This window comes from Pseudonocardia sediminis (assembly GCF_004217185.1).
Taxonomy (GTDB): domain Bacteria; phylum Actinomycetota; class Actinomycetes; order Mycobacteriales; family Pseudonocardiaceae; genus Pseudonocardia; species Pseudonocardia sediminis.
The window spans coordinates 4473240-4497027 of the sequence record NZ_SHKL01000001.1 but is presented as its reverse complement, the minus strand read 5'-3'; the positions used below and the strand labels follow the sequence as shown (position 1 = coordinate 4497027).

Genomic DNA, 23788 nt, shown 5'->3' with positions numbered 1-23788 from the left:
CCCTGACCCACCGCCCCACCCGTCCACCGAAGAGAGGTTCCACCGTGTCCCGAATCCCCCGGCCGTTGCGCCACCTGCGGCTCGCCGCGGTCGTCGTCGCGGTCCCGCTCCTGGCCACCCTGGCCTGCGCGGGACCCGACCCCGACCAGGCGGCACAGCCCGCCTCCGGTGCGACCGTCAACACCAGCCCCGAGCAGAACCGCGTGCGTGCCGAGAAGGACGACGCGATCGCCGCGAAGGTCCCGCAGGCCGTCCGGGACAAGGGCACGCTCGTCGTCGGGACCACCGGCTCGGGCAGCCCGCCCCTGTCGTTCCGCGCCGACGACGACCGGACGGTGATCGGCACCGAGCCGGACATCGCCCAGCTCGTCGCGGACAAGCTCGGCCTGCGCCTGGACCTGCAGCCGACGTCCTGGGAGAACCTCTTCCTCTCCGTCGAGTCCGGGCAGTACGACGCCGCGCTGTCCAACGTGACGGTCACCGAGGAGCGCAAGGACAAGTACGACTTCGCGACCTACCGCGTCGACACCGTCTCGTTCGAGGGCCCCACCGCCGGCAAGGTCCAGAGGATCGAGAAGCCGGCCGACATCGCCGGTCTGGCGATCGGGGTGGGCTCGGGCACGAACCAGGAGCAGATCCTCCTCGACTGGGACGCGCAGAACAAGGCGGCCGGGCTGGCCCCGGCGAAGATCCAGTACTACCAGAACCAGGGCGACTACTACCTCGCCCTCGACTCCGGACGTCTCGACGCCTACTTCGGGCCCAACCCCGGCGTCGCCTACCACGTCGCGACCGGCGGGAAGACGAAGATCCTCGGGTCGGTCAACGGTGGCGGGGGATCGGTCCAGGCCGACATCGCCGTCATGACGAAGAAGGGCAACGGCCTCGTCGGGCCGGTTCACGAGGCGCTGAACTCGCTGATCGAGGACGGCAGGTACGGCGAGGTGCTCGAGCGCTGGAAGCTGACCAACGAGGCCGTGACGACCTCGGTGATCAACCCGCCGGGGCTTCCCCGCAAGGCCGCGTCGTGACCGTGCGCTGACCGGGGGAACTCCCCGGCCCGTCCCGACGACCCGGTGAGGGACACGGCGGGTCGGGGAGTCCACGGAACGGAGCTCGGCATGAACCACATCGGGATCGTCCTGTTCGACGACGTCGAGGAGCTCGACGCGATCGGCCCCTGGGAGGTGCTCGCGTTCTGGGCCGCGCGCCACCCGCAGGACGGCTGGGCCGTCTCCTGCCTGTCGCGCTCGGGGGAGCCGGTGCGGTGCGCGAAGGGACTCACCGTCTCGGCGCACCACTCGTTCGACGATGCGCCGCCGCTGCAGGTCCTGCTCCACCCCGGTGGCGCCGGCACCCGTCCCCAGCTCGACGACGCCGCACACCTCGACCGGGTGCGCGCCTGGCGGGCCGAGGTCCCGCTGATGACCAGCGTATGCACCGGCTCGCTGGTGTTCGCGGCCGCGGGACTGCTCGCGGGCCGCCCGGCGACCACGCACTGGGCCTCGCTGGAGCGGCTCGGGACGCTCGACCCGTCGATCGAGGTCCGGGCGGAGGACCGGTTCGTCGACGACGGCGACGTGATCACCTCCGCGGGGGTCTCCGCGGGGATCGACATGGCGCTGCACCTGGTGGCCCGGCTCGCCGGGACCGAGCGCGCCCGGGAGGTGCGGCGCGGGATCCAGTACGACCCGATGCCGCCCGTGTGACCTGCAGGACGGCCTGTCCGGACAGGTGAGTGGGCCGTCCCGTGTCGCGGACGGCCGCTTGTCCCGATCGGCCGGTCGGCTCACGATGGGTCGATGACCTCGCCCCGCCCGCCGTACCCCGCGGGTCCGGCGATGGCCCGGCGCCTGGTCACCCATCTCGAGGAGTTCTGGCCGTCACGGCGGTCGCACGCGTTCGACGAGCTCTGTCGCTGACCGCGGCCGTCCGGCCGCCCGACGACCACCGCCCGCCCCGGGACGGCCGTGCGCCCGCCGGCGTCCCGACGCGCCCTCGAAGGAACTCCCGTGTCATCTCGCACGACCACCGCCGCCCCCACGGCGGGAGCCCGGCGATGAGCCGTCCCGCCGACTCCGACCCGGGACCCGATGCCGTCCCGGCCCAGCGCCGTCTCGCGCTGAACGAGGACTGGGCGGCGACCGTCGTCGGTCTCGTCCTGCTGGCCCTGGTCCTGGCCGGCGTCTGGCCCGGGTGGCTGGTCCCGTGACCGACCAGCGGACCGCGCAGCGGAACACGACCGTCTGGGCGATCGGCGGCGTCGCCGTCGTCGTCGCGATCGGCGCGCTCGTCCGGTTCCTCGAACAGACCGTCCCCGACGCCGCCGAGGGCAGCGCGTTCGAGGGACTGGCCGGGGCCATCGAGTACCCGATCTACGCGATCGCGCTCGGCCTGCTCGGCAACGTCGTGCTCACCCTGCTCGGGGTGCGCGAGCGGCTCGCCGCCGGGTTCCGGACCGAGTTCTTCATCAAGACCGGCCTGGTGCTGCTCGGTGCGTCGATCAACTTCTCGGTGATCGTCGGCGCGGCCGGGCCGGCGGTGCTGCAGGCCCTCGTGCTGATCACCGTGGTGTTCGGCTTCACCTGGTGGCTGGCCGGGCGCCTGGGCGTCGACGACAAGCTCCGCGCGCTGCTGGCGTCGGCGGTGTCGATCTGTGGCGTCAGTGCCGCGATCGCCGCCGCCGGTGCGGTCCAGGCGAAGAAGGAACAGCTCGCCTACACCGCGAGCCTGGTGATCATCTTCGCGATCCCGTCGATCTTCTTCCTGCCCGCGGCCGTCGGCTGGCTGGGGCTCCCGGCTCCGGTGGCCGGGGCCTGGATCGGCGGCAACATCGACACCACCGCCGCCGTCAGCGCGGCCGGGGCGATCGTCGGCGAGGAGGCGCTGCAGATCGCCACCATCGTCAAGACCACCCAGAACGCGCTGCTCGGCGTCGTCGCGGTGGCGTTGACGGCGTACTTCGCGCTGAAGGTCGAGCGCTCCGGCTCGGCCGCCCGGCCCGGGCTGCGCGAGTTCTGGGAGCGGTTCCCGAAGTTCGTGCTCGGCTTCCTCGCCGCCTCGATCATCGCGACGATCTACGGCAGCGTCCTCGGCTCGGCCGCGGCGAAGCCGGCGATCGAGATCGTGAACGACTTCCGGACGATGTTCCTGATCCTGGCGTTCGTCTCGATCGGGCTGGAGTTCCGGGTGGCGCCGCTGCGCGAGGCCGGCTGGCGTCCGATCGCGGTGTTCGCCTCGGCGACCGTGGTCAACCTCGGCGTCGGGCTCGGGCTGGCGGTGCTGCTGTTCTCCGGAGTCACCGTCTGATCCCGCAGACCCGCCACGACCGTCCCCGCTGACGACCCGGAGGACCGCCGATGTCCGACACCACCATGTTCCATCCCGCCCCGTCCGCGCCCGTCACCCAGCGCGGCGCGACCGTCTGGCTGACCGGGCTCCCGAGCGCCGGGAAGTCGACGATCGCGCACGGCTGCGAGTCCGTCCTGCGCGCCGGCGGGCTGCGGGTCGAGGTGCTCGACGGGGACGCGGTACGCCCGCACCTCGCCGCCGCCCGCGGCTACTCCCGCGACGACCGGGCGATCAACATCCGGCGGATCGGGTGGGTGGCGGAGCTGCTGGCCCGCAACGGCGTCCTGGTGCTGGTGTCGGCGATCGCGCCGTTCCGCGACGTCCGCGACGAGGTCCGCGCCACGCACGCCGCCGGGGGCACCGTCTACCAGGAGGTGCACGTCTCCACCCCGGTGGACGTGGCCTCCGAGCGCGACGTCAAGGGCCTCTACGCCCGTCAGCGGGTCGGCGAGATCAGCGGGCTGACCGGCGTCGACGACCCCTACGAGATCCCGCTCGCCCCCGAGCTGGTGATCCCCGCCCACGAGCAGGCCGTCGACGAGTCGGTCTCGCTGCTGGTCACGCACCTGCGCCGGGCCGGGCTCGCCGGTCCGGCCGCACCCGAGGAGTCCTGACGTGAGCACACCGTCCCTGCTGCCGATCCCGCGCTGGACCGACGCCGCGGTGGCCGTCGAGCCCCCCGGTGCCGGCGCCGGCAACTGGGTCGGCGCCCCCACCGTCGTCCTCGCCGACGGCGGCTACGTCCTGGCCTACCGCACGCGTGCACCGCTCGGGGAGGGGCGCGGGCTCGCCACCGTCGTCGCCCGCTCCACCGACGGGATCCGGTTCACCGACGTCACGCGGGTGACCAAGCACCGCTTCGGCGCGGAGTCGCTGGAGCGCCCGGCGCTCGTCCGCACGCCGGAGGGCCGGTGGCGCCTCTACGTCAGCTGTGCCACCCCGGGCACCAAGCACTGGTGGGTCGACGTGCTCGAGGCCGACACCCCCGAGCAGCTCGCCGACGCGACGGCGCGGACCGTGCTGCCCGGCGACGACCTGCACGCGGTCAAGGACCCGGTGATCCTCCTGGAGGACGGCGTCTGGCACCTGTGGGCGTCGGTCCACCCGCTCGACGTCCCCGAGCACGAGGACCGGATGACCACCGAGCACTACACCAGCGACGACGGGCTCGCGTGGCGTCACGAGGGCACCGCCCTGTCCCCGCGCGCCGGGCAGTGGGACTCCCGCGGGGTCCGGGTCAGCGCGGTCTTCCCGGTCGACGGCCGGTGGGCCGCCACCTACGACGGCCGCGCCACCGCGGCGGAGAACTGGGAGGAGCGCACCGGCCTGGCCTACGCCGACGACATCGGCGGCGTGTTCACCGCGCAGGGGTCCGAGCCCGTCGCGCAGTCCCCGCACGGCGCGCACGGGCTGCGCTACCTGAGCGTGCTGCCCCTGGACGACGACGGCTACCGCCTCTACTACGAGGGCACCCGCGCCGACGGCGCCCACGAGCTGCGGACCGAGCTGCTGCTCCCGCCGGTGCGCTCGGCGGGCCGGCGGCCGACGGCGACGGTATGACGCCGCGCCCGCCCGACTTCCTGCTGCTCGGCGCGCCCAAGTGCGGCACCTCGGCGCTGCACAACGCGCTGAGCACGCACCCGGGCCTGTTCCTGTCCACACCGAAGGAGCCGAAGTTCTTCCTCACCGACGGCCCGCCGCCGAGCTCCGGGGGCGGACCGGGTGACGTCCCGACCTGGGGTGAGCACATCTGGCGCCGCGAGGACTACGAGGCGCTCTTCGACGCCGCCGCCCCGGACGCGCTCTGCGGCGAGTCGACGGTGTTCTACCTCTACGACCGCGACGCGCAGCGCAGGATCCGTGACCTCCTGCCCGCGGCCCGGCTGGTCGCGGTCCTGCGGGACCCGGTCGAGCGCGCGCACTCCAACTGGGCCCACCTGCGCGGTGCCGGCCTGGAACCGGAGGGGGACTTCGTCGCGGCACTGGAGCGGGAGAAGCAGCGGATCGCCGACGGCTGGGCGCACTTCTGGCACTACACCGCGCAGGGCCGCTACGGCGAGCAGCTCGAGCACCTGTTCTCGCTGTTCCCCCGCGAGCAGGTGCTGCTGCTGCGCTACCGCGAGCTGCGCGACGCCCCGGCCGGCACCGCGGACCGGGTGTGCGCGTTCCTCGGCGTCGGGACGGGCGTGGTGACCGGGGTGCCGCGGCACAACGTCCGCCCGGACGTGTCGGGCCGGACGTCGGGCCCGACGCCGTCCGAACGCGACGCGGCGCTGCCGTACTTCGCCGACGACGTGGCCCGGGTCGAGGCGCTCACCTCGTGGGACCTGGACGACTGGCGGCACCGAGGTGCTCCCTAGAATCGGCGGGTGCCACCGGTGATCGCGGGGGCGCGGTGACGGAGTGGAGTGTGGGAATGGCCCGAGTGGAGTCCGTGCAGCTGGTCGACGACCTCGACGGGGGAGTGGCCGACGAGACGGTGTCGTTCTCGCTCGAGGGCTCGACGTTCGAGATCGACCTGACGGCCGCGCACGCGGCGGAGCTGCGTGACGCCCTGGCCCCGTTCGTCGGCGCGGCCCGGCGCCCCACGGGCGGAGCCGTGACCGCTGCGAGCGCACCCCGGTCCGCCCCGGTCCGCTCGTCGGCGACGACGCGGCGCCAGACCGCCGAGATCCGGCAGTGGGCACTGGCCAACGGGTTCGAGCTCTCCGAGCGTGGACGGATCCCGAACGCCGTGGTGGAGGCCTACGACAACCGGGCCGACGACGGCGCACCGGCGGCCGAGCAGGACGGGAGTCCCGCTCCCGAGCCGGTGCGGACCACCGCCGGCCCGGTCGACGTGAGCGGCATGTTCAAGGAGGCCTCGGCGGGCTGACCGCCCTCGTCCGTCCGGGGCGGACGGCCGGGCCACGCCCGACCGCCCGGCGACGGCCGTGCCCGACCGGTCTCCGACCCGGTACGGTTGTGCGCAAGCGGTCCGGTCCCTCGCCGCTCGTCGGACACGGACCGGCGGTCGCCCCCGTGCGTCTCCGCCGGTCCCGTTCTCTCGCGAGGAATCGGGGCCACATCCATGCACGCCCACCAGCGGGATGACATCGTCACCGCTCTGCGTCACGCGGCACACGGCCTCATCGCCCGGCGGAGCATCGACGATCTCGACCACACGGTGACCCAGATCGTGGTCGCCGCCGTGCAGACGGTGCCCGGGGCGGACGCGGGCGGCATCTCACTGACCTACGGCAGCGGCCGGATCGACTCGCGCAGCCCGTCCGGTGACGACGTCCTCCGTCTGGACCGGCTCCAGACCGAGCTCCACGAAGGCCCGTGCATCACCGCGATCGACCAGCCCCCGGAGAACGGGGTCGTCGTCGCCCGGGACCTGGCCGCCGACCCCGACGCGTCGCGCTGGCCGGCCTTCGCGCCCCACGCCGTGGAGTACGGCTACCGGGCGATGATGTCGGTCGAGCTCTCGGTGAAGGGGATCACCCGGGCCGCGCTCAACCTCTACTCGTGCACCCCGGACGTCTTCGACGACTCCGCGCGGTTCCTGGCCGAGCTGTTCGGTGCCCAGGCCGCGCTGCTGCTCTACGGGGCCGGGCACGCCGCGAACCTCACCGACGCCCTGGAGACCCGCGACGTGATCGGGCAGGCGAAGGGGATCCTGATGGAGCGTTTCGGGGTCGACGAGGACCAGGCCTTCCGGATGCTCGTCAGCTCGTCGCAGGACACGAACGTCAAACTGATCTCCGTCGCCCGCTGGCTGGTCTCCGAGAGCAGGACCGGTACGCGTGCGGAACCGGCCGAGCGGACCGTCGGCGGGCGGACCGGGGCCCCGTCCCCGGCGGGGGTCGCTCCGCAGAACTCCCGCCGGTAGGAGTTGCGGGGCAGGTGTCGCGGGCGGGGAGTGCGCACCACGTGACGCGATGCGGCGGGCGAGCGAGACTGCCCACCCCGGTAACCACCGTGGTCGAACAAGCGGCCATGTGTCCCCTTCCGAGCCCCCACCCGCGAGGGGCCGACACATGGACCCTCACATGACACAGGACCGTTCCTGCCTGATCGTCCGTACCACCCGTCTGCGCCCCCACATCCGGCTGGTCACCGTGGGCGGTGAGATCGACCTGGCCACGACGCCGGACCTGGCCGCGGCACTGACCGGCGTGGCCGACCCCGTCACCCCCGGTGAGGCCGTGATCGACCTCGGCGCGGTGACATTCCTCGGCGCGTGCGGCGTGGGCGTCCTGGCCGAGGCCCGGGGCCGCGCCTCGGCGGCCGGGACGCCGGTGTGGATCGCGGCGGAACGGGGGACCGTCGCCGCGCGGTCCCTGGCGTGCTGCGGGTGGGCCGACGACGGGCCGGGGCGTGGTGTCGTGTCCGCGGCCGACGGGCCCGGGTGGGCGTTCGCGGAGGAGATGCGGCAGGAACGCGCCCGGGTGACGGCGTCGCTGGACCATCTCACCCTCGGTCCCCATCGCCGGTGCGGCGTGTGCGCCGTCCGGACGGCGGGTCGCCGGCTGCGGATCTCAGCGCCGGCGGTCCGCTGCCACGACCACCTCGTCAGCCCCGCATGAGGCTCGGGAGGTGCTCGGCCCAGTCGCCACCGTCGTCGTCGCCGGCACCGTCGTGGTCGATACCGCCGGCGCCGGTGTCCTCGGCCAGGCCGGTCGCCGAGAGGTCGACGACCTCGGGCCGATCGGTCCCGGACAGCTCGGACAGGGGCGTGCGCTGGTAGGAGCGTCGCAGGATGGTCTCCCGCTCGCGGGCGGTGAGGCCACCCCACACGCCGTAGGGCTCGTGCACGTCGAGCGCATGGCTGCGGCACTCCTCGAGAACGGGGCAGCCGGAGCACACGACCTTCGCCGCACGGTCTCGCGCGTTCGCGGCGGGGCCACGCTCGTTCGACGGGTGGAAGAACAGCTCGCTGTCGAGGTCGCGGCACGCCGCGCGCATCTGCCAGTCCCAGATCTGGGTCACGGGTAGGGGAAGTCGTCGGACGTCGGCCATGTCGGGCCCTCCATCGTCACGGTGTCGCGTCGTCCGGCGCGACACCGGTCTCGTGTTCCTCTGCCGCCGGGTCCGGGACGTCGACGACCGGGTGGGCGGACGGAACCACCGCACCGAATCCGGGCCCTGGGCGCTCGCGGTGCACCGCACCGCCCGCGTCCCGACCCGATCCATACCGTTGCACAAGCGGTGCACGGCGGCAACGTGGCGGCCGCGTGACCCCGGTCCCCTGATCACCGGCCGTACCCAAATCGCTTGTGACGGGCCGCGATGAGCGACACTTGTCTCCATGACGACGACCGCCGGCGAGACCGAGCAACCGGGGCCCCTGTGGTCGACCGCTGCGGTGGCGCGCCGGATGGGGGTGTCGCCGGCGACGCTGCGCAGCTGGAGCCGCCGCTACGGGATCGGTCCCGCCGGGCACGACCCGGGCCGGCACCGCCGCTACACCGCGACCGACGTCGCCGAGCTCGACGCGATACGCAGCCTGGTCGACAGCGGGGTCGTGCTGACCGCCGCCGCCGAGCTGGTCCGCAGCCAGCGCCGCACCGGACCTCCCGCCGCCGCGGTCGTACGGCCCGCCGCCGCGGCCTCACCGGTCGCGGCGCTGGTGGCGGCCGCGGTCCGGCTCGACTCCGTCGCCGCCACCGAGATCGTGACGGCCGGCCTGGACGAGCGCGGGGTGCTCGCCACCTGGGAGCAGCTCGGCCTCCCGGCCCTAGACGGTCTCGACCCGCTCGTCGCCGACGACGGCGGCTGCGCCGACTCGCAGCTGCTGCTGAGCTGGGTGCTGGCCACCTGTCTGCGCCGCCTCGGCGCCCCGCCGGACGCCCCGGGGGACCGTCCGGTCCTGCTCGCCTGCGCGGCCGACGAGCACCACACGCTCGGGTTCGACGTGTTGCACGCGGCGCTGGCCGAGCGCCGGGTCCCGGTCCGGATGCTCGGGGCGACAGTGCCGGACACGGCGTTGTTGCACGCCGCGGCCCGGCTGCGCCCCTCGGCGGTCGCGGTGTGGTCGCAACGGCCCGACACGGCCCGGTCCGAGCAGGTGTCCGGGCTGACCGAGCACACCGACGTCGTGCTCGCCGCCGGTCCGGGATGGAGCGCGGTGACCCTGCCGGGGACCGTCACCCGGGTCGACGACCTGCGCGCGGCACTGGCCCTGGTCAGCGCCGTCACCACCCCCGTCCCGGCCTGAGCGGGCGGATCCCGCCGGGCCCGTGGACGTCACGGCGCGATCCACTCTCGGCGGACCCGCTGCCGGTTTCAGACCGTCTTCTCGTGTTACTCGTGCTCTGTAGCCCGGATGAGTGCGCGCCTTGAGATGACAGGGCTGCCGCACGCGCACGGGCCGTCCCACCGCGCCGCTCCCCGCGGCGCACCTTGTCCGCCACGTCCGCAGCCTCCGCCGCGGACGACGCGATCACCCACCCCGGCCGTGCCGCTCCGCGGCGTCGGCCGTGAAGGGAACGCACATGTTCTTCCACGTACAGCGCATGATCAACGAGATCGTCGCCGACGAGCCGGACCCCGCCGCGGCGAACGCGCTCCAGGAGGGTCTGGGGGGTCAGTTCGGCGAGATGCGCACGATGATGCAGTACCTGTTCCAGAGCTTCAACTTCCGCGGACCCACCGGCAAGCCCTTCCGCGACCTGCTCTACGGCATCGGCACCGAGGAGATCGGGCACGTCGAGCTGATTGCCACCACGATCGCCCGCCTGGTCGACGGCTCGCCGCGCTACCAGGGCTCGGCGACCGACCCGCTGGACACCCCCGGCGCCGGCGGCGCGAACCCGTTGGAGATGGCGCTGAGCACCGGCAACATCCACCACTACCTGGTCGGCGCCCAGGGCGCACTGCCGGTGGACGCGGTGGGCAACCCGTGGTCGGGCTCCTACGTCTACAACAGCGGGAACCTGCCGCTGGACCTGCTCTACAACCTGATGCTGGAGTCCACCGGGCGCCTGCAGAAGTGCCGCATCTACGAGATGACGCAGAACAAGACCGCGCGCTCGACGGTCGCCTACCTGATCGTGCGCGACCAGGCCCACGAGAACGCCTACGCCAAGGCGCTCGAGGCGCTGGGCGTGGACTGGGGCAAGCTGCTCCCGATCCCGAAGACGAACGCCGAGAAGTTCCCCGAGGTCAAGACGCTGCTCGACCAGGGTCTGCAGTCCAAGCAGTACACGTTCAGCCTCGACCAGCTCTCCGAGGCCGGCCGGATCTTCCAGGGCGACTCGCCCTCGAAGGACGGCACCGAGCTGACCACCGAGCAGGCCCCGGTCGGCGTGCCCTACGACATCGCTGCCGAGCGTCCCGAGGAGTTCGGCCCCGGTCTCGACGCCGACCTGCTCGCGCTCGTGCAGGCCACCGCGGAGATGGAGATGGCCACCGCGCCCGGCGCGTGGGGCCCCGTCTCGTCCTGACGGCGTAGTCCAGATATCCGCACACGGCCCGCGCCGCGATCCGGCGCGGGCCCGCACACCTTCACGAGGAGAACCTTCATGGCAGGCAACAACACGGTCGTCCGCAGCTTGCACGACGTCGGGATGGGGGCCTGGTTCGGCGGCTCCCTGATGGGTGCGATCGGCGTGAACGGCGCCGCCGACGACGTCAAGACCCCGACCGAGCGGCTCCGGGTCGCGAACGCGGGCTGGGCACGCTGGACGCCGGTGAACGCGGCCGCGATCGGCATGCACCTCATCGGTGCGGTCGGGATGCTGCGCGCCAACCAGGACCGCGTGCGCGCCCAGCAGGGCGTCGCCACGGCCAGCATCGTCAAGACCGCGCTGACCGGCGCCGCCCTCGCGGCGACCGCCTACGCGGGCGTCCTCGGTCGCCAGACGGCGTCCGGTGTCGGTGAGCCGGCCGAGGGCGGCGTCACGCCCGGGCCCGGCACCCCGCCGGCCGCGGCCGCCGCGCAGCGGCGCCTCAAGGTCGTCCAGTGGGTCATCCCGGCCCTGACCGGCGCCCTGACGATCATCAGCGCCCAGCAGGGCGAGGCCCAGCGCCCGGCCAGCCAGCTCGGTGGGCTCGCCCGCCGTCTCGACGACTCGTTCGGCAAGCTCTCGCCGGCTGCGTGAGTCAGGGGTGAGATCGCGCGCGGCGGCGCCGGGAACGGTGTCCGCCCGCGCGATCACCTGCACGGCAACACGTCGACCCCATCCCGGGTGTGTGAACCCGCCGAGGGCGGGCATACGACGGTGGGCGGCGACGAGGCCGCCCGGTACCTCCAGGAGGCGCACGTGGTGCGACCCCACGACCGGACGGCCCTGTCCGTCCGGTCCCCGGACGACTCGCTGCGGCTGATCCGGGTCACCGGCCGGCTGGACGTCGGCGGCGCGGCGACCGTCCTGCGCATGGTGAGTGCCCAGCTGGAGCTCGTGGCCGCCGGCCACCGGTCGGTCACCGACCTGGTCCTCGACCTCACCGGTGTGACCGGCTTCGAGACCGCCGGCGTGACGTCGTTGCGACACGCCCGTTTCGCCGCCGGGCAACGGGGCGTCACGGTGCACCTGTGCGGGTTCGACGCCCGCCGTCACCTGCTCCCGGCGGCGGCCTACCGGGTGCTGCTGGACTTCCGCAGCTTCCCGTCCGCCGAGGTCGCGATCGAGACCCTGCTCGACGTGCCACCGATCGCCGTCCCGGCGCAGACCTTCATCCCGGTCGTGACCGCGGTCCCGCCGCCCGTCCCGCCCGCCCCGGTCCCGCGACCCGTCGCGGTCCCGCCTGCTCCGGACCCGGCGCCCACCCCCACCGTGACCCCGGCCTGACGGCCGGTCGTCCGGTCACGGACGCCGTGCGAACCAGCCGGCGAGGTCCCCGGCGTCGCCGGCCGCATCCACCGTCAGGTCGGTGTGCCCGAACGCGGCCCGCCCGACCGATCCCGGCGGCCATCCGGACCACCGGCGCGACCGACCGGCGGCGCGCGTGGACGTCGCGACGGCGGCCACCGAGCCGTCCCCGGTCACCGCGCGCACCGTGTCGAGGTCCCGGGTGACGAGGGCGTCGAGCATCCGCGCGACGACGTCCGGTGCGATCGGGCGGTGGACCGTCACGCGGGCCCGGGCCCGCCGGAGCTGGTCGGGCGTCCACGGGTCGTGCCGCACCACGCCGGCGTAGAGCTCGTCGACGGCGTCGCAGCGGGCGTCGACCCGGACCACGAGGTCGCGGTGGGACTGGCGCAGGACCGAGTGCACCGTGCGGGCGGTGGCCACCGGGTCCACCCCCGTGCCGGGGGCGCCGAGGTCGACCAGCACGTCGGGGACGGCGCCGGGCAGGGCCGCCCCGCGGGTGTGCGGCTCCGGGACCAGCGCGGCGACCCGCATCGCCTCCAGGTCCCGTCCGCGGTGGTCGGACTCGCGCCCGGCCCAGTCCGGGCCGTCGTGCCAGGCGACCGCGTCCGGCTCGTGGACCAGCACCGCCCCAGCGTTCCAGGCGCGGTAGGCCAGGTCCCAGTCCTCGCCGCCGTAGCCGACGAAACGCTCGTCGAAGCCGTCGAGGTCGGTGAACAGCGACGTCCGGCAGGCCATCACGGCGCTGATCACGAAGCGGAAGCTGCGCCCGTCGGCATCGAGGAGGTCGCGGCTGCCGGTGTAGCCGTCGCGCAGCCAGGCAGGCTCGGGCAGCCGCGGGGCCGTCGACGGGTCGGTGCCGGGCGGCAGTCCGGCCAGGTCGGCGTGGCGCCGGTGTCCGACGGCCAGGACGTCCGGGCAGAGCGCGACGCGGCGCGTCAGGCTCTCGACGAACCCCGGCTCCGGGACGACGTCGGCGTCGAGGAACACGAGCACCTCACCGAGCGCGTCACGGGCACCGGCGTTGCGGGCGGCCGCGGCGCGGAAGCCGAGGTCGGCCTGCCGCACCACCCGCACCGGGCAGCCGCCGGAGGGGAGCGCAGCCGGGACCGCCGGGGGCGTCGGTGACCCGTCGTCGGCCACGACGACCTCGACCGGTGCGAGGGTCTGCGCGCGCAGGGCGGGCCACATCCGGGTGAGCGCGCCGGGCTGGTCGTAGTGGCAGACGACGACGGTGACCCGCGGGCGGGGGACCGGGTAGGGCGCGAGCAGGTCCCAGCGGTTGTGCGGGACGAGGACGTCGGTCAGCACCGGGCGCGCTCCCGATCGGGGGACCGGTCGAGCACGTCGGCGTAGATCCGGGCGTGTGCCGCGCCCGCGTCCGGCCAGGGAGGGAGTGCCCCGGTGCGGGTCGTGCCCGGGGTGGCGAGGGCGTCGGTGATCGCCGCGTCGAGCTCGGCGTCGCCGGAGTGCAGGCGCAGCAGGCCCGGGTGCCGGGCGTCGATCTCGCGGGCGTAGACGCCGTCGGCGGCCAGCGGCCGTCGCCGGCACGCGACCCAGGCCAGCAGTGATCCGCTGGCGCTGACCCCGCTGTTCGGTGCGAGCGGCACCGTGACGGCCGCGGCGGCGTCGGCCAGTCCGGCGTCGGTGAGGTGCCCGGTGGCGGCCAGGTCCACGTGCAGCTCCCGGGCGCGCTCGACGAGCGACGACCACACCTCGTCGTGCCCGGGGCTCACCGCGCCGAGGGCGAGCACCCGGGGCGGGTCGGCGCGGCGCCCCGCGGCCTCGACCGCCTCCGCGTGGCCCTTGCCGGGGTAGACGAAGCCGAGCACGCCCAGCGTGGGTGGGCCCCCGCCCGGGACCACGCCCGGCTCGGGCAGATCGGGCAGCGGCAGCTCGACGACGTGCGCGCGACGCCCGGACCACGCCAGGACCTTCGCCGCCTCGTGCTCGGCGGCCACGACCACGGCGTCGGCGTGCCCGGTGACCACGCGGTAGGCCTCGATGCGCCGGGCGTCCCGGGCCGGGTCGGGGTCGGCCCCCGGGACGTCGTGCAGCGTGACGACCAGCGGCGACGGCGACGTCCCCGCCCACGCGCGGAAGCTCTCCGCGGCGTCGCCGGCCGTCCCGGCGTGCAGGGAGTCGGAGAAGTGTGCGTGCCGGACGTCGGGGTCGTCCGGCGTGCCGGGGACCCGCCGCACGCCGTGCGCGGCGGCGAGCCGGGCGACGAGGTCGGCGTGCCGGACGACGCCGTGCCCGGCCGGCGCGTCGGGGTGCACCGAGACCCTCATGCCGGGACCCTCACACCGGCCGCCCCGCCGTGGTGGCGGCGGCGCGCACCCGGGCGTAGAGCGCCGCGTGGGCCGCGGCGACGGCGCGGCGCTGGGCGATCCGCGCGGCCGGGTCGGCCCGCCACCGTGGACGGTCGGCGTGGGCGGTGCGCACCGCGGCGTGCAGCGACGCGGCGTCCAGCCCGGACTCGTCGTGGCCGTAGCTCAGGCACGGCGCCTGCTCGGCGTAGAAGCCGCAGGTCGGTGCCGCGACGGCGGTACCCAGGTCGTGGCAGGCCTCCAGCCAGCCCGAGTGGGTCCCGAACCGGTAGGGCAGGACCGAGAGGTCGAGGCCGGAGAGGTAGTCCCACAGCTCGTCGTCGGAGAACGGCGGGTGCACCCGGACGTCGATCCCGCCGATCCGTTCCGCCTCCGCCGCGGCGCCCCGGCCCGCGCCGTCGTCGTGGGCGTCGAACCGGACGGTCGCCAAGGGCAGGTCCGCGACGGCTCCGGCCAGTACCCGGGCGACGGCCACCGGGTCGGAGTTGGTGCGCACGCTCTTCGCGTGCACCCCGGCCACGAAACCCTCGTGGGCGGGGCGGGGCGATCGGAGCACCCGCTCCGGGACGACGTGCGGATGCGGGACCACCTGCGCCCGCCGTCCCCATCGGGCCGCGACCACCTCCGCCGCCCCCGGCGTGAGGGTGACGAGACCGTCCGCGGCCGGGACGAGGACGTCCAGGGCGGCGGCGTGCGGCGCCGGGTCGGCGTGGTGCGGGTTGCGCAGGTCGTGCACCGTCAGCACCAGCGGGCGCGACTCCGCACGCAGCGCGTCCACCAGCGCCCGCAGCTGCTCCGGCGTGCGGGCGTCGTAGCCGAAGTGCAGGTGGTAGACGTCGAACCCGCCCGCGTTCGCGTGGACCCAGTCCGGTTCCAGCATCGGCGGCGGCCACCACTGCGACGCCGGCGCCCCGGGCACGCGCGGGTCGGGCAGGCGTGTGACGCCGTCGGCGCCGTCCGGATCGGACAGGTGCCGGACGTAGTCGTGTCCGGCGGGGACCGACGCCACGCGCACGACTCCCGGGGTGGTGGACATCCCGGTCGTGTGCCCGTTCTGCGGCCGTTCAACCACGAAACGGCTGCCGGGCAGGACACACCGCCTTCGGGTTGTAGGGGCCCCCCGGGGGGCCCATGGTGGACGGACCCGGGTGCAGCCCCCGCCCGTCTCCTTCCTGACCCGGTCGCGTCCCCGCGTCGTGTTCCGGGGTGCCGACCGAACGAGAGGGGCTGACATGGATACGGCCGTCCGCGCCCGACCCCGCCCCGTGCTCGTCCCGCCGGGACCGGCCCGTGTCCCCGGCGTCGAGCCGCAGCCCGGACGCGCCGCGGTCCGGCGTCACGTCGCCCTGATCGCCTCGGCCCACCATCCGATCCGCGAGCCGTTCGCGGGTGGCCTGGAGGCCCACACCTGGGAGCTGACCCACCGGCTGCGCGAGCGCGGGCACCGCGTCGACGCCTACGCCGCCGCCGGGTCGGACCCGGGCCTGGACGTCCACGCGATGACGCCGGTGCCGATCGCGCGCTCCGGCGGGAGCGCGCCGGCGGGCTGGTTCATGGCCGAGCACCACGCCCACCTCGCGGTGATGCGCGAGCTCGCCGCGACCGGGTCGGGGATCGACCTGGTGCACAACAACTCGTTGCACTACCTGCCGCTGTCGTTGGCGGACACCCTGGCCGTGCCGGTGCTGACGACGCTGCACACACCCCCGATCCCGTGGCTGGAGACGGTGATCCGGGCCCGGCGCCCGGGACGCCGCACGTTCGCGGCGGTCAGCGAGTACACCGCCGCGCAGTGGCGGGCCTGCGGCGCCGAGGTCCGGGTGGTGCGCAACGGCGTGGACACCGCGAGGTGGACGCCGGGACCGGGCGGGGGGTCACCGGTCTGGTCGGGGCGGATCGTCCCGGAGAAGGGCCCGGTGGAGGCGATCCGCGCCGCCCGCCTGGCCGGGACCGGCCTGCGGTTGGCCGGGCCGGTGTCGGACCCGCGTTTCTTCGACGACGCCGTCGCGCCGTTGCTCGGTGACGGCGTGTCCTACGTCGGTCATCTCGGGCACCAGGAACTCGCCCGGCTCGTCGGGTCGGCGTCGGTCGCCGTCGTGTCGCCGTGCTGGGACGAGCCCTACGGCCTGGTCGTGGCCGAGGCACTGGCCTGCGGGACACCCGTCGCGGGCTTCGCACGCGGGGCGCTGCCGGAGATCGTCGACCGCCGCAGCGGCGTGCTCGCCGCGCCCGGCGACGTCGACGCGCTGGCCGTGGCGATCCGCCGTGCCGAGGAGCTGGACCGTGCCGACGCCCGGGACCGGGCCGTGACGAGCTGCTCGGCCGCGGCGATGATCGCCGGCTACGAGGCGCTCTACGCGGAGATGTGCGCGTGAGCATCGCCTTCTACGTCCACCACCACGGCAGCGGGCACTCCCACCGCGCCGCGGCCGTCGCCTCCCACCTGCGCAGCGACGCCGTCGGCCTGTCCTCGCGGGCCGCCCCGGCCGGCTGGGCCGGCCGCTGGGTGCACCTGCCCGACGACGCCGACGGTGACACCGAGCCCGTCGACGCCACGGCGGGTGGGGTCCTGCACTGGGCCCCGGAGCACCACCCCGGCCTGCGGGAACGCACCGCCGCGATCTCCGCCGAGCTCGCCGGCGGCGACGTCGCGCTCGTCGTCACCGACGTCTCGGCCGAGGTCTCCCTGCTCGCCCGCCTGCACGGCGTCCCGGTCGTGGTGATGGCTCAGCCCGGGGACCGCACCGACCGCACCCACCGGCTCGCCTTCGACCTGGCGACGCGCCTGCTCGCACCCTGGCCGGAGACGGTCGGGCCGCCGGCGGGCTGGCCGGACGCCTGGCACGCCAAGACGACGTACCTGACCTCGGTGTCCCGCTTCGACGGGCGCCCGCCCCCCGGCACCGGCCCCTGCACCGGCACGGAGGCGACCGGGGGACGGCGTGTCCTGGTGCTGTGGGGCTCCGGCGGCATCGACGTCTCCGCCACGCAGCTGCGCGGCGCCGCCGCGGCCGCACCGGGGTGGACGTGGGAGGTCGCCGGGCCGCCCGCGCCGTCCGGCGGCGACCCGCCGAACCTGACCTGGTGCGGCTGGACCGACGACGTCTGGGCGGCACTGCACCGCGCCGACGTCGTCGTGACCCACGCCGGGCAGAACGCCGTCGCCGAGGTCGCCGCCGCGCGCCGGCCCGCCGTCGTCGTCCCGCAGGACCGCCCGCACGACGAGCAGCGGGCGACCGGGCGGGCGCTCACGGGCCTGGCGACGGTGGTCACGTCCTGGCCGGAGCCCGCGTGCTGGCCGCGGCTGCTCGACGACGCCGCGCGCCGCGGTGGCGCGGGCTGGAGTGCCTGGTCCAGCGGGACCGGTGCGCGCCGCGCCGCCGCCGTACTCGACGCGCTGGTGGGCGCGTGACCCCGCGCACCGCGGTCGTCACCGTGACCCGCGGCCGCGACGAGCACCTCGCCCGGCAACGCCGCGGGCTGACCGGGTGCCTGCCGGGGGAGCACGTCGTGGTCGGGATGGGGGAGGAGCCGCGGATCGGCGACGGCCCGCCGGCGACCGTCGTCCGGGTGCCCGTCGGCGACGGCGGGCTCCCGCTGGCCGAGGCCCGCAACGCGGGGGCGGCGACGGCGATCGACGGCGGCGCGGAGCTGCTGGTGTTCCTCGACGTCGACTGCATCCCCGAGCCGGTGCTGCTCGACCGCTACGCCGCCGCGTCCGCCCGGGTGGACGGCCCGGCGCTGCTGTGCGGCCCCGTGCACTACCTGCCACCGCCCCCGCCCGGCGGGTACCCGGACACCGGGCTGGCGCGGCTCGCCGGCCCGCACCCGGCGCGTCCCGCGCCCCCGGACGGCGAGCTGTGGCCCGAGACCCGGTGGGAGCTGTTCTGGTCGCTGTCGTTCGCGGTCACGGTCCCGACGTGGCGCACGCTCGGCGGGTTCTGCACCGGCTACGCCGGCTACGGCGGCGAGGACACCGACCTCGCGCAGGTCGCGGCGTCGCACGGGGCGGGCCTGTACTGGGTAGGGGGAGCGGTGGCCCACCATCAGCACCACCCGCCGTCGGTGGCCGACCCGGCCCGTCTCGGCGAGATCGTCCGCAACGCGAACCTGTTCCACCGCCGCTGGGGCTGGTGGCCGATGGGCGGGTGGCTCGACGAGCTCGCCGCCCAGGACAAGGTCGCGTTCGACCGCGGCCGCGCGACATTGGAGGTGCTCACATGACGGACGACCCGAACACCGGTCCCGGGTACGGGGCCCGGGCCCTGCAGGACCGCTTCACCGACCTCTACGCCGACGGCGACCCCTGGCGGGCGGACTCGTTCTACGAGCGCCGCAAGCGCGCCGTCGTCCTGGCGTCGCTGCCGCAGGAGCACTACGGGACCGTGTTCGAGCCCGGCTGCGGGGCCGGGGAGCTGACCCTCGACCTCTCCGCCCGGGCGGAGGTCGTGCTGGCCTCGGACCCCGTCGCCGTGGCCGTGGACCGCGCCGTCGAGGCGACCCGGGACCTGCCCGGGGTGACCGTGACGGTGGGCGCCCTGCCCGACGCCGTCCCGGACGTGCGGCTCGACCTCGCGATGTTCAGCGAGGTGCTCTACTACCTCGACGACGCCACGGTGACGGCCACTCTGGACGCGACCCTCGCCGTCACCCCGTCGGGCGCCGACGTGGTCCTCGTGCACTGGCGGGGTGACGCCCCCGAGGCGCCCCGCGACGCCGAGGCGACCTACGCCATGGTCGCGGCCCGGCCGGAGCTGGAGACGATCGTCGCCCACGTCGACGAGCACTTCCTGCTGCACGTGCTGCGGCGCGCCTGACCCCCCCCCGTACGACCGGCCCGGCTCCTCACCCGTCGCCGAGCAGGTGTCCCGTCCCGGCCCACCGCAGGGTCCGCCGGACCGTGCCGCTGCACCCGACGAGCCGCAACGACGAGTCGCGGGTTCCGGCGACCTGTGCGGCGTGCACCAGCCGCCCGATGCCGGAGGCGTCGAGGAAGGTCACGCCGGACATGTCGACGACCACGGTGCCGCCGCCGGCGATCGTCTCGGCCAGGGCGTCGGTGAGTACGTCGACGGTGGCGAGGTCGATCTCGCCGGACACCTGGAGGTTCGGCTCCCCGGGCGTGGAACGGTGACGGATCGACAGCGTGGTCCCGGGGGATCCACCGGGGGGCCTGTCCGCGGGCATGAACGTCCCTGGTGCGCGGCCGGCGTGCGCTGTGGTCTCAGGCGGTGCCGGGCGTGGACGAGGTTACCGGTCGCGCCTGGGCGGCGCAGGTCACGGGGTGGGCGGTTCGCCCCGTCGCCCGTCAGGACTCCGCGGTCACCGCAGCCGGGTCGAGGTCGCGGGTCACGACCCGGCGCGCGACGTCGCTCAGCTTGAGGTTGCCGCGGCGCGCGTAGCCGCGCAGCCGCTCGAACGCGACCTCCAGCGCCAGCCCGGAGGACTGGGCCAGCACGCCCTTGGCCTGCTCGATCACGACCCGGCTGTTCAGCGCCGCCTGCAGCTGCTCGCTGAGCACCTCGCCGCGGCGGATGGCCCTCTCCTGCAGGATGCCGATCGTCGCGACGTCGGCCATCGCCTGCGCGAGGTCCAGGTCGTCCTCGGCCAGCGGTCCGGGTTCACGGTGGAACAGATTCAGGGCCCCGATGGCGTTCCCGCGCAGGCGCAGCGGCAACGCGTGCACCGACCGGAACCGGCCGTCGCGCTCCACCGCGGCGACGAACTCCGGCCACCGCTGCGCCTGCTCGGACAGGTCCGCGATGCTGACCCTGGCCCCGGTCTGGAAGCAGTCCAGGCAGGGGCCCTGGTCGTTCTGCAGCTGCAGGAGCTCCATCGACCGTGCCGCCTCGCTGGAGGAGGCGACGGCGCGCAGGTCGCGGCGGGCGTCGCCGAGGACGATCGCGGCGTCGTCGGCTCCCAGGAGCCCGACGCAGAAGGCGACCAGGCGGTCCAGCAGGTCGATGGTGTCGTAGTCGTCGACGAGGGTGTCGGCCAGCGTGACGAACGCGTTGGTCAACCCGGCCTCTCGCTCGGTCCTCTGCGGGCTCATCGGTTGCCTCTCGGTGGAACGGACCATCGCCTAGCGCGTTCCCTCGGTGAACACCAGCCTGCGGCTGATCACGTCCCGGGCGACCTCGATGAGCAGCCGGCCGTGCACGAACGCGTGTCCCCGCATCCGTGCCAGCGCCTCCGGGGCGTCGACCCCCAGCTGCACGAGCACCATACCGGTCGCCTGGTGGATCTCCGACCGGTTGCCGACGGCGGGGTCGAGCCAGCCGCGGCCGTCGCCGTCACCGGGGTCGGTGAGGTGGCCGAGCATCATCAGCGCCGCCGTGTCGGCCGAGCTCAGCGCCTCGCGCATCTGTTCCGGAGGCAGGACACCGGGCGCCAGCCGGTAGAGGTCGAGCACGCCGAGGTTGACCGCCCCCCACTGCAACGGCAGGGCGAACAGCGCGCGGACGTCGCTGCGCGCGGCGACCTCGGCGGCGAACACCGGCCAGCGCTGCACCTCGATGCTCTCCCGGACGTCGGCGACGATCACCGGCGCGCCGGTCGTGGCGGCCTCGACGCAGGCGCCCTCGTTCAGGGTGAACTGCAGCTCCTCGAGCAGGTCCGCCGTCGGGTCGGTCGAGGCCAGCGTCCGGCGGGTCGGGTGGGCGGTCAGCAGGGAGATGGCCGCCCCGTCGACGTCGAGCCCGTCGACGCAGGCCCGGCAGATCCGCAGGGCCAGCTCGTGGTCGGCGAACCCGTCCCGGGCGATCGCGAGCAGCGCCCGGACCACGTCGCCCCGGTCATTCACGAGGGCTCGTCGACCGGAGGACGACGAGGGTCGGGCACATGCTCACAAGAGGGTCCCGTCGCCGTCGGCCGGAGCGCGACGGTTGGGAGGTCCCGTGCACCGAGTACACCGGTGACCCTACCGCCCGCGGCTGTTCCGCTCAGGTCACGGGGGCCGTCGACCGGCCGGCCCTCCACGCCGCGATTGCTATGGCGCGCAACGCCGTCTCGACGTCGAGGTGTCCCTCGTCGAGGTCGTCGAGCGCCACCGTGACGAGGGCGTCGATCACGACGCCGGGCTCGTCACCCCCGGCGAGATCGGGGGCCGGGAGCATGGTCGTCGTCCTGGGTGGATCGGGGCACCGAGCGACGGTACCGACGCCGGCGGGCCGCCGCGTCCGCAATGATGGGGATATCCGCGAGATCGCGGCCGGGCTCACCAGGCGTCGGCCCGGGACTCGAACAGCATGGCGACGGCCTCGATCTGCGATCCCGCCCCGAGCACGGTCATCATCGACCGGACCTCGGCCCGGAGCGTGGCCGGTGGGGTCCCGAACAGGCCCGCGATCTCCGACGAGCGTCGCCCGGCCGCGAGAAGCCGGAGGATCTCCTGCTCGCGGGGTCGCAGACGCGCGAGCCGGTCGGCGACCCGGGACCGGCGCACGCTGCGTTCGTGGTGGCGGCTGAGCCAGAGGCCGTGCTCGGGGGCGCTCATCACCGGCAGCCCGGCCCCGGCCCGCACCACCGCGTTGACCAGGTCCGGCAGCGGGAGGTCCTTCGACAGCACGCCGACGGCCCCGGCCGCGACCGCGCCGGCCGCGGAGCTCTCGTCGCCGTGCCCGCTCACGGCCAGCACCGGGTTCCCGTTCGCGGTCAGCGCGGCGACGAACGGGCCGGTGCGGATCCGGCCCCCCACCTTCTCGGAGGCCGGAGCGAGCTCGAACAACACCACCCCGGTGCCGAGACCGGCGACCGCGGTGAGCATCACCTGCTCGTCGTCGAAACCGACCTCGTGGACGTCCATGCCCTCCTCGTGCAGGGCGGGCCCGAGCATCCGGCGGAACATGGGGTGCACGTCGAGGATCAGCACGCACCCGGTGCCGTTGCCACGTCCGGGACGACGTGCCCGCCCGTCGTACGCCCGGTCACGATGCAGGCGCGACACGCTCGCGTGGGTGCTCACGACGTACCCGGCGGGGGCGGCGGAACCACGGTCCTGCCCGGTGGGTACGGATGTCCGTCGCGTCGACTGTGCCCCATGTGCGACCTTCCCCGTGCACGCCCGGCTGGAGGGCGGACCACCGGGGGCTGGGGCGGTTCCGTGAGATGTGAAACCTACTCCCGCACCGGATCGCGGTCGAGTCGACAGCACATGGTGATGAGGTATCGCTTTCTCGGTCACCGGCCCCGGGGTCACAGGACGGTGAGCAGCCCCGCCCCGGCGAGGCCCCCGGCGACGACCAGCGCCGTGGTGGCCGCGGTCGCCCGCCAGCCCAGGGCTCGGCCGACCATGACGATCCCCGGGATGCTGACCGCGGGCAGCGTCACCAGCAGCGCCCCGACCGGCCCGGCGGCGGCGCCGGCGAGGGCGAGCCCCTGCAGGATCGGGATCTCCCCGGCCGTCGGGATCACCAGCAGGGTGCCGACCACGGCCGCCACCAGGACCGCGACGATCCCGGCGCTCAGCGCGCCGACCGGCAGCAGCCACCCGCGGAACGCCCCGAGCAGCAGCACGACCACCAGGTACTCGGGCACCAGGACGATCGACAGGCGCAGCAGCGCACGCAGGAAACGGCGGGGCGCTCCCGCGAGCCCACCGTCGTCGGGTCCCGGTGCGACCTCGGGCCCGGGGAGCTCCGGGCGGTCGGTCAGCCGCGCGACCAGCGCCGCCCCACCGACGACGACCAGGAGCGCGACGACGAGCCGCGTCACCGTCCACTCCCAGGGGGCGACGAGCGCGAGGAAGACCAGGACGGCCGGGTTGAGCAGCGGGTTGCCCAGCCAGTAGGCGACGACCGCGGACGTGGGGACGCCCTGGCGGCGCAGGGTCACCGCGACCGGTGCGGTGCAGCAGGTGCACATCATCGACGGCGTGCTGACGAGCCCGCCCGCCGCGGCCGAGCGCAGCCGTCCCGGCCGGTCCAGCACGCGCAGCAGCCAGGTACGGGGCACCAGCGCCTGGATCGCGGCACTGATCAGCAGGGCGGCGAGCAGCGCCTGCCACACCGCGGAGAGGTAGGCCCCGGTGAACGACGTCGCGGCGCGCAGGCTGGGCGGGTCCCCGGGACGCACCCCGCCGGCGCCGAGCACGTCGGTCCCGGTCCAGGTGCCGGTCCCGGACAGGGTCACGATCCGCTGCGCGTACGGGAACCACTTCGCCCAGGACAGCACGACCAGCGCGATCGCGACGGCGACGGCGACCCCGATCAGGGCCGATCGGCGGGACACGGGACCGGGGCCGGGCAGCACGGACGCCATCGGGGCAGGCTAGTCACGCCGTGGCCGGACCGCCCGTCCGTCGGCTCACCC

Annotated in this window: 28 protein-coding genes; 18 read left to right on the top strand and 10 right to left on the bottom strand. The window is 74.9% G+C overall.

Going from position 1 to position 23788, the window contains the following annotated elements:
- The first annotated feature begins 44 nt into the window (after positions 1-44).
- The 10 genes from EV383_RS20740 (at position 45) to EV383_RS20700 (ending at position 7922) form a co-directional block, all read left to right on the top strand.
- Positions 45-1031 carry an ABC transporter substrate-binding protein gene (locus EV383_RS20740; RefSeq protein ID WP_242623231.1) on the top strand — a complete coding sequence of 329 codons (987 nt, stop codon included), beginning with the start codon at positions 45-47 and terminating at the stop codon, positions 1029-1031.
- 90 nt (positions 1032-1121) lie between these two features.
- Entirely contained in the window at positions 1122-1709 is a 588-nt protein-coding gene (locus EV383_RS20735) for a DJ-1/PfpI family protein (RefSeq protein WP_130291457.1), read from the top strand.
- A 350-nt stretch (positions 1710-2059) separates the two neighbouring features.
- Positions 2060-2212 (top strand): hypothetical protein, encoded by a 153-nt coding sequence (locus EV383_RS31300; protein WP_165438424.1) that lies wholly within the window; start codon positions 2060-2062, stop codon positions 2210-2212.
- Positions 2209-3309 (top strand): YeiH family protein, encoded by a 1101-nt coding sequence (locus EV383_RS20730; RefSeq protein ID WP_242623230.1) that lies wholly within the window; start codon positions 2209-2211, stop codon positions 3307-3309. Before EV383_RS31300 ends, EV383_RS20730 begins: the two co-directional genes overlap by 4 nt.
- 50 nt (positions 3310-3359) lie before the next feature.
- Positions 3360-3965 carry an adenylyl-sulfate kinase gene (gene cysC, locus EV383_RS20725; protein ID WP_242623229.1) on the top strand — a complete coding sequence of 202 codons (606 nt, stop codon included), beginning with the start codon at positions 3360-3362 and terminating at the stop codon, positions 3963-3965.
- Position 3966: 1 nt separating this feature from the next.
- Positions 3967-4911 (top strand): glycoside hydrolase family protein, encoded by a 945-nt coding sequence (locus tag EV383_RS20720; RefSeq protein WP_130291455.1) that lies wholly within the window; start codon positions 3967-3969, stop codon positions 4909-4911.
- Entirely contained in the window at positions 4908-5711 is an 804-nt protein-coding gene (locus EV383_RS20715; RefSeq protein ID WP_130291454.1) for a sulfotransferase family protein, read from the top strand. Before EV383_RS20720 ends, EV383_RS20715 begins: the two co-directional genes overlap by 4 nt.
- A gap of 56 nt (positions 5712-5767) precedes the next feature.
- Positions 5768-6226, top strand: coding sequence for a histone-like nucleoid-structuring protein Lsr2 (locus EV383_RS20710; protein WP_130291453.1), 459 nt, complete (start codon positions 5768-5770; stop codon positions 6224-6226).
- 195 nt (positions 6227-6421) lie between these two features.
- Positions 6422-7225 (top strand): GAF and ANTAR domain-containing protein, encoded by an 804-nt coding sequence (locus EV383_RS20705; protein WP_130291452.1) that lies wholly within the window; start codon positions 6422-6424, stop codon positions 7223-7225.
- A 160-nt stretch (positions 7226-7385) separates the two neighbouring features.
- A complete protein-coding gene (locus tag EV383_RS20700; protein ID WP_165438423.1) occupies positions 7386-7922 on the top strand; it encodes an STAS domain-containing protein in 537 nt (178 codons plus the stop codon).
- Here the strand turns inward: EV383_RS20700 and EV383_RS33105 are convergent.
- Positions 7909-8325 (bottom strand): WhiB family transcriptional regulator, encoded by a 417-nt coding sequence (locus EV383_RS33105; protein WP_423213655.1) that lies wholly within the window; start codon positions 8323-8325, stop codon positions 7909-7911. The genes EV383_RS20700 and EV383_RS33105 overlap by 14 nt on opposite strands.
- A gap of 319 nt (positions 8326-8644) precedes the next feature.
- Between EV383_RS33105 and EV383_RS20690 the strand changes: the two genes are divergently transcribed.
- The 4 genes from EV383_RS20690 to EV383_RS20675 all read left to right on the top strand — a co-directional run bounded on the left by EV383_RS20690 (position 8645) and on the right by EV383_RS20675 (position 12128).
- A complete protein-coding gene (locus EV383_RS20690; protein WP_130291449.1) occupies positions 8645-9553 on the top strand; it encodes a MerR family transcriptional regulator in 909 nt (302 codons plus the stop codon).
- 277 nt (positions 9554-9830) lie between these two features.
- Positions 9831-10781: a manganese catalase family protein gene (locus EV383_RS20685; protein WP_130291448.1), complete on the top strand. Its 951-nt coding sequence runs from the start codon at positions 9831-9833 to the stop codon at positions 10779-10781.
- A 78-nt stretch (positions 10782-10859) separates the two neighbouring features.
- A complete protein-coding gene (locus EV383_RS20680) occupies positions 10860-11438 on the top strand; it encodes a hypothetical protein (RefSeq protein WP_130291447.1) in 579 nt (192 codons plus the stop codon).
- Positions 11439-11600: 162 nt separating this feature from the next.
- The gene (locus tag EV383_RS20675) at positions 11601-12128 is read left to right on the top strand and encodes an STAS domain-containing protein (RefSeq protein ID WP_130291446.1); all 528 of its coding nucleotides are present in this window, start codon (positions 11601-11603) and stop codon (positions 12126-12128) included.
- A gap of 15 nt (positions 12129-12143) precedes the next feature.
- Here EV383_RS20675 and EV383_RS31295 read toward each other — a convergent pair whose 3' ends face one another.
- From EV383_RS31295 to EV383_RS20665, 3 genes are read right to left on the bottom strand one after another with little or no spacing between them, the layout of a single operon-like run.
- Positions 12144-13460: a glycosyltransferase gene (locus EV383_RS31295; RefSeq protein WP_165438422.1), complete on the bottom strand. Its 1317-nt coding sequence runs from the start codon at positions 13458-13460 to the stop codon at positions 12144-12146.
- Positions 13454-14440: a glycosyltransferase gene (locus EV383_RS31290; RefSeq protein WP_165438421.1), complete on the bottom strand. Its 987-nt coding sequence runs from the start codon at positions 14438-14440 to the stop codon at positions 13454-13456. The genes EV383_RS31295 and EV383_RS31290 overlap by 7 nt, the downstream gene beginning before the upstream one ends.
- A 10-nt stretch (positions 14441-14450) precedes the next feature.
- Positions 14451-15515 (bottom strand): glycosyltransferase family 1 protein, encoded by a 1065-nt coding sequence (locus EV383_RS20665; RefSeq protein ID WP_130291445.1) that lies wholly within the window; start codon positions 15513-15515, stop codon positions 14451-14453.
- A gap of 196 nt (positions 15516-15711) precedes the next feature.
- On the opposite strand from EV383_RS20665, the gene EV383_RS20660 reads away from it, so the two are divergent.
- Genes EV383_RS20660 through EV383_RS20645 form a run of 4 tightly spaced genes read left to right on the top strand, consistent with a single transcriptional unit; the run spans position 15712 to position 19296 of the window.
- Complete coding sequence (locus EV383_RS20660; RefSeq protein ID WP_130291444.1) at positions 15712-16854, top strand: glycosyltransferase; 1143 nt, start codon at positions 15712-15714, stop codon at positions 16852-16854.
- The gene (locus EV383_RS20655; protein ID WP_207223601.1) at positions 16851-17891 is read left to right on the top strand and encodes a glycosyltransferase; all 1041 of its coding nucleotides are present in this window, start codon (positions 16851-16853) and stop codon (positions 17889-17891) included. Before EV383_RS20660 ends, EV383_RS20655 begins: the two co-directional genes overlap by 4 nt.
- The gene (locus EV383_RS20650; RefSeq protein WP_130291442.1) at positions 17888-18703 is read left to right on the top strand and encodes a glycosyltransferase family 2 protein; all 816 of its coding nucleotides are present in this window, start codon (positions 17888-17890) and stop codon (positions 18701-18703) included. Before EV383_RS20655 ends, EV383_RS20650 begins: the two co-directional genes overlap by 4 nt.
- Positions 18700-19296 (top strand): SAM-dependent methyltransferase, encoded by a 597-nt coding sequence (locus EV383_RS20645; RefSeq protein ID WP_130291441.1) that lies wholly within the window; start codon positions 18700-18702, stop codon positions 19294-19296. The genes EV383_RS20650 and EV383_RS20645 overlap by 4 nt, the downstream gene beginning before the upstream one ends.
- 28 nt (positions 19297-19324) lie before the next feature.
- Here the strand turns inward: EV383_RS20645 and EV383_RS20640 are convergent, their stop codons facing one another.
- From EV383_RS20640 to EV383_RS20620, 6 genes are all read right to left on the bottom strand, one after another.
- Positions 19325-19666, bottom strand: a complete 342-nt coding sequence (locus EV383_RS20640) for an STAS domain-containing protein (RefSeq protein WP_130291440.1) — start codon at positions 19664-19666, stop codon at positions 19325-19327.
- A gap of 121 nt (positions 19667-19787) precedes the next feature.
- Positions 19788-20531, bottom strand: a complete 744-nt coding sequence (locus EV383_RS20635) for a GAF and ANTAR domain-containing protein (RefSeq protein WP_130291439.1) — start codon at positions 20529-20531, stop codon at positions 19788-19790.
- A 30-nt stretch (positions 20532-20561) separates the two neighbouring features.
- A complete protein-coding gene (locus EV383_RS20630; protein ID WP_130291438.1) occupies positions 20562-21281 on the bottom strand; it encodes a GAF and ANTAR domain-containing protein in 720 nt (239 codons plus the stop codon).
- A 139-nt stretch (positions 21282-21420) separates the two neighbouring features.
- Positions 21421-21594 carry a hypothetical protein gene (locus tag EV383_RS31285; protein WP_165438420.1) on the bottom strand — a complete coding sequence of 58 codons (174 nt, stop codon included), beginning with the start codon at positions 21592-21594 and terminating at the stop codon, positions 21421-21423.
- A 101-nt stretch (positions 21595-21695) separates the two neighbouring features.
- A complete protein-coding gene (locus EV383_RS20625) occupies positions 21696-22424 on the bottom strand; it encodes a LuxR C-terminal-related transcriptional regulator (protein WP_130291437.1) in 729 nt (242 codons plus the stop codon).
- A gap of 248 nt (positions 22425-22672) precedes the next feature.
- On the bottom strand, positions 22673-23737 hold the full coding sequence (locus tag EV383_RS20620) for a permease (protein ID WP_130291436.1): 1065 nt from the start codon (positions 23735-23737) through the stop codon (positions 22673-22675).
- Between the last annotated feature and the right edge of the window lie 51 nt (positions 23738-23788).

What these genes read in the sequence shown, in the direction of transcription:
- EV383_RS20735 (WP_130291457.1), top strand. Translation starts at nt 1,122, where the DNA reads ATGAACCACATCGGGATCGTCCTGTTCGACGACGTCGAGGAGCTCGAC.
- EV383_RS31300 (WP_165438424.1), top strand. Translation starts at nt 2,060, where the DNA reads ATGAGCCGTCCCGCCGACTCCGACCCGGGACCCGATGCCGTCCCGGCC.
- cysC (WP_242623229.1), top strand. Translation starts at nt 3,360, where the DNA reads ATGTCCGACACCACCATGTTCCATCCCGCCCCGTCCGCGCCCGTCACC.
- EV383_RS20715 (WP_130291454.1), top strand. Translation starts at nt 4,908, where the DNA reads ATGACGCCGCGCCCGCCCGACTTCCTGCTGCTCGGCGCGCCCAAGTGC.
- EV383_RS20710 (WP_130291453.1), top strand. Translation starts at nt 5,768, where the DNA reads ATGGCCCGAGTGGAGTCCGTGCAGCTGGTCGACGACCTCGACGGGGGA.
- EV383_RS20705 (WP_130291452.1), top strand. Translation starts at nt 6,422, where the DNA reads ATGCACGCCCACCAGCGGGATGACATCGTCACCGCTCTGCGTCACGCG.
- EV383_RS20700 (WP_165438423.1), top strand. Translation starts at nt 7,386, where the DNA reads ATGACACAGGACCGTTCCTGCCTGATCGTCCGTACCACCCGTCTGCGC.
- EV383_RS20690 (WP_130291449.1), top strand. Translation starts at nt 8,645, where the DNA reads ATGACGACGACCGCCGGCGAGACCGAGCAACCGGGGCCCCTGTGGTCG.
- EV383_RS20685 (WP_130291448.1), top strand. Translation starts at nt 9,831, where the DNA reads ATGTTCTTCCACGTACAGCGCATGATCAACGAGATCGTCGCCGACGAG.
- EV383_RS20680 (WP_130291447.1), top strand. Translation starts at nt 10,860, where the DNA reads ATGGCAGGCAACAACACGGTCGTCCGCAGCTTGCACGACGTCGGGATG.
- EV383_RS31290 (WP_165438421.1), bottom strand. Translation starts at nt 14,440, where the DNA reads ATGAGGGTCTCGGTGCACCCCGACGCGCCGGCCGGGCACGGCGTCGTC.
- EV383_RS20665 (WP_130291445.1), bottom strand. Translation starts at nt 15,515, where the DNA reads ATGTCCACCACCCCGGGAGTCGTGCGCGTGGCGTCGGTCCCCGCCGGA.
- EV383_RS20660 (WP_130291444.1), top strand. Translation starts at nt 15,712, where the DNA reads ATGGATACGGCCGTCCGCGCCCGACCCCGCCCCGTGCTCGTCCCGCCG.
- EV383_RS20645 (WP_130291441.1), top strand. Translation starts at nt 18,700, where the DNA reads ATGACGGACGACCCGAACACCGGTCCCGGGTACGGGGCCCGGGCCCTG.
- EV383_RS20640 (WP_130291440.1), bottom strand. Translation starts at nt 19,666, where the DNA reads ATGCCCGCGGACAGGCCCCCCGGTGGATCCCCCGGGACCACGCTGTCG.
- EV383_RS20635 (WP_130291439.1), bottom strand. Translation starts at nt 20,531, where the DNA reads ATGAGCCCGCAGAGGACCGAGCGAGAGGCCGGGTTGACCAACGCGTTC.
- EV383_RS31285 (WP_165438420.1), bottom strand. Translation starts at nt 21,594, where the DNA reads ATGCTCCCGGCCCCCGATCTCGCCGGGGGTGACGAGCCCGGCGTCGTG.
- EV383_RS20620 (WP_130291436.1), bottom strand. Translation starts at nt 23,737, where the DNA reads ATGGCGTCCGTGCTGCCCGGCCCCGGTCCCGTGTCCCGCCGATCGGCC.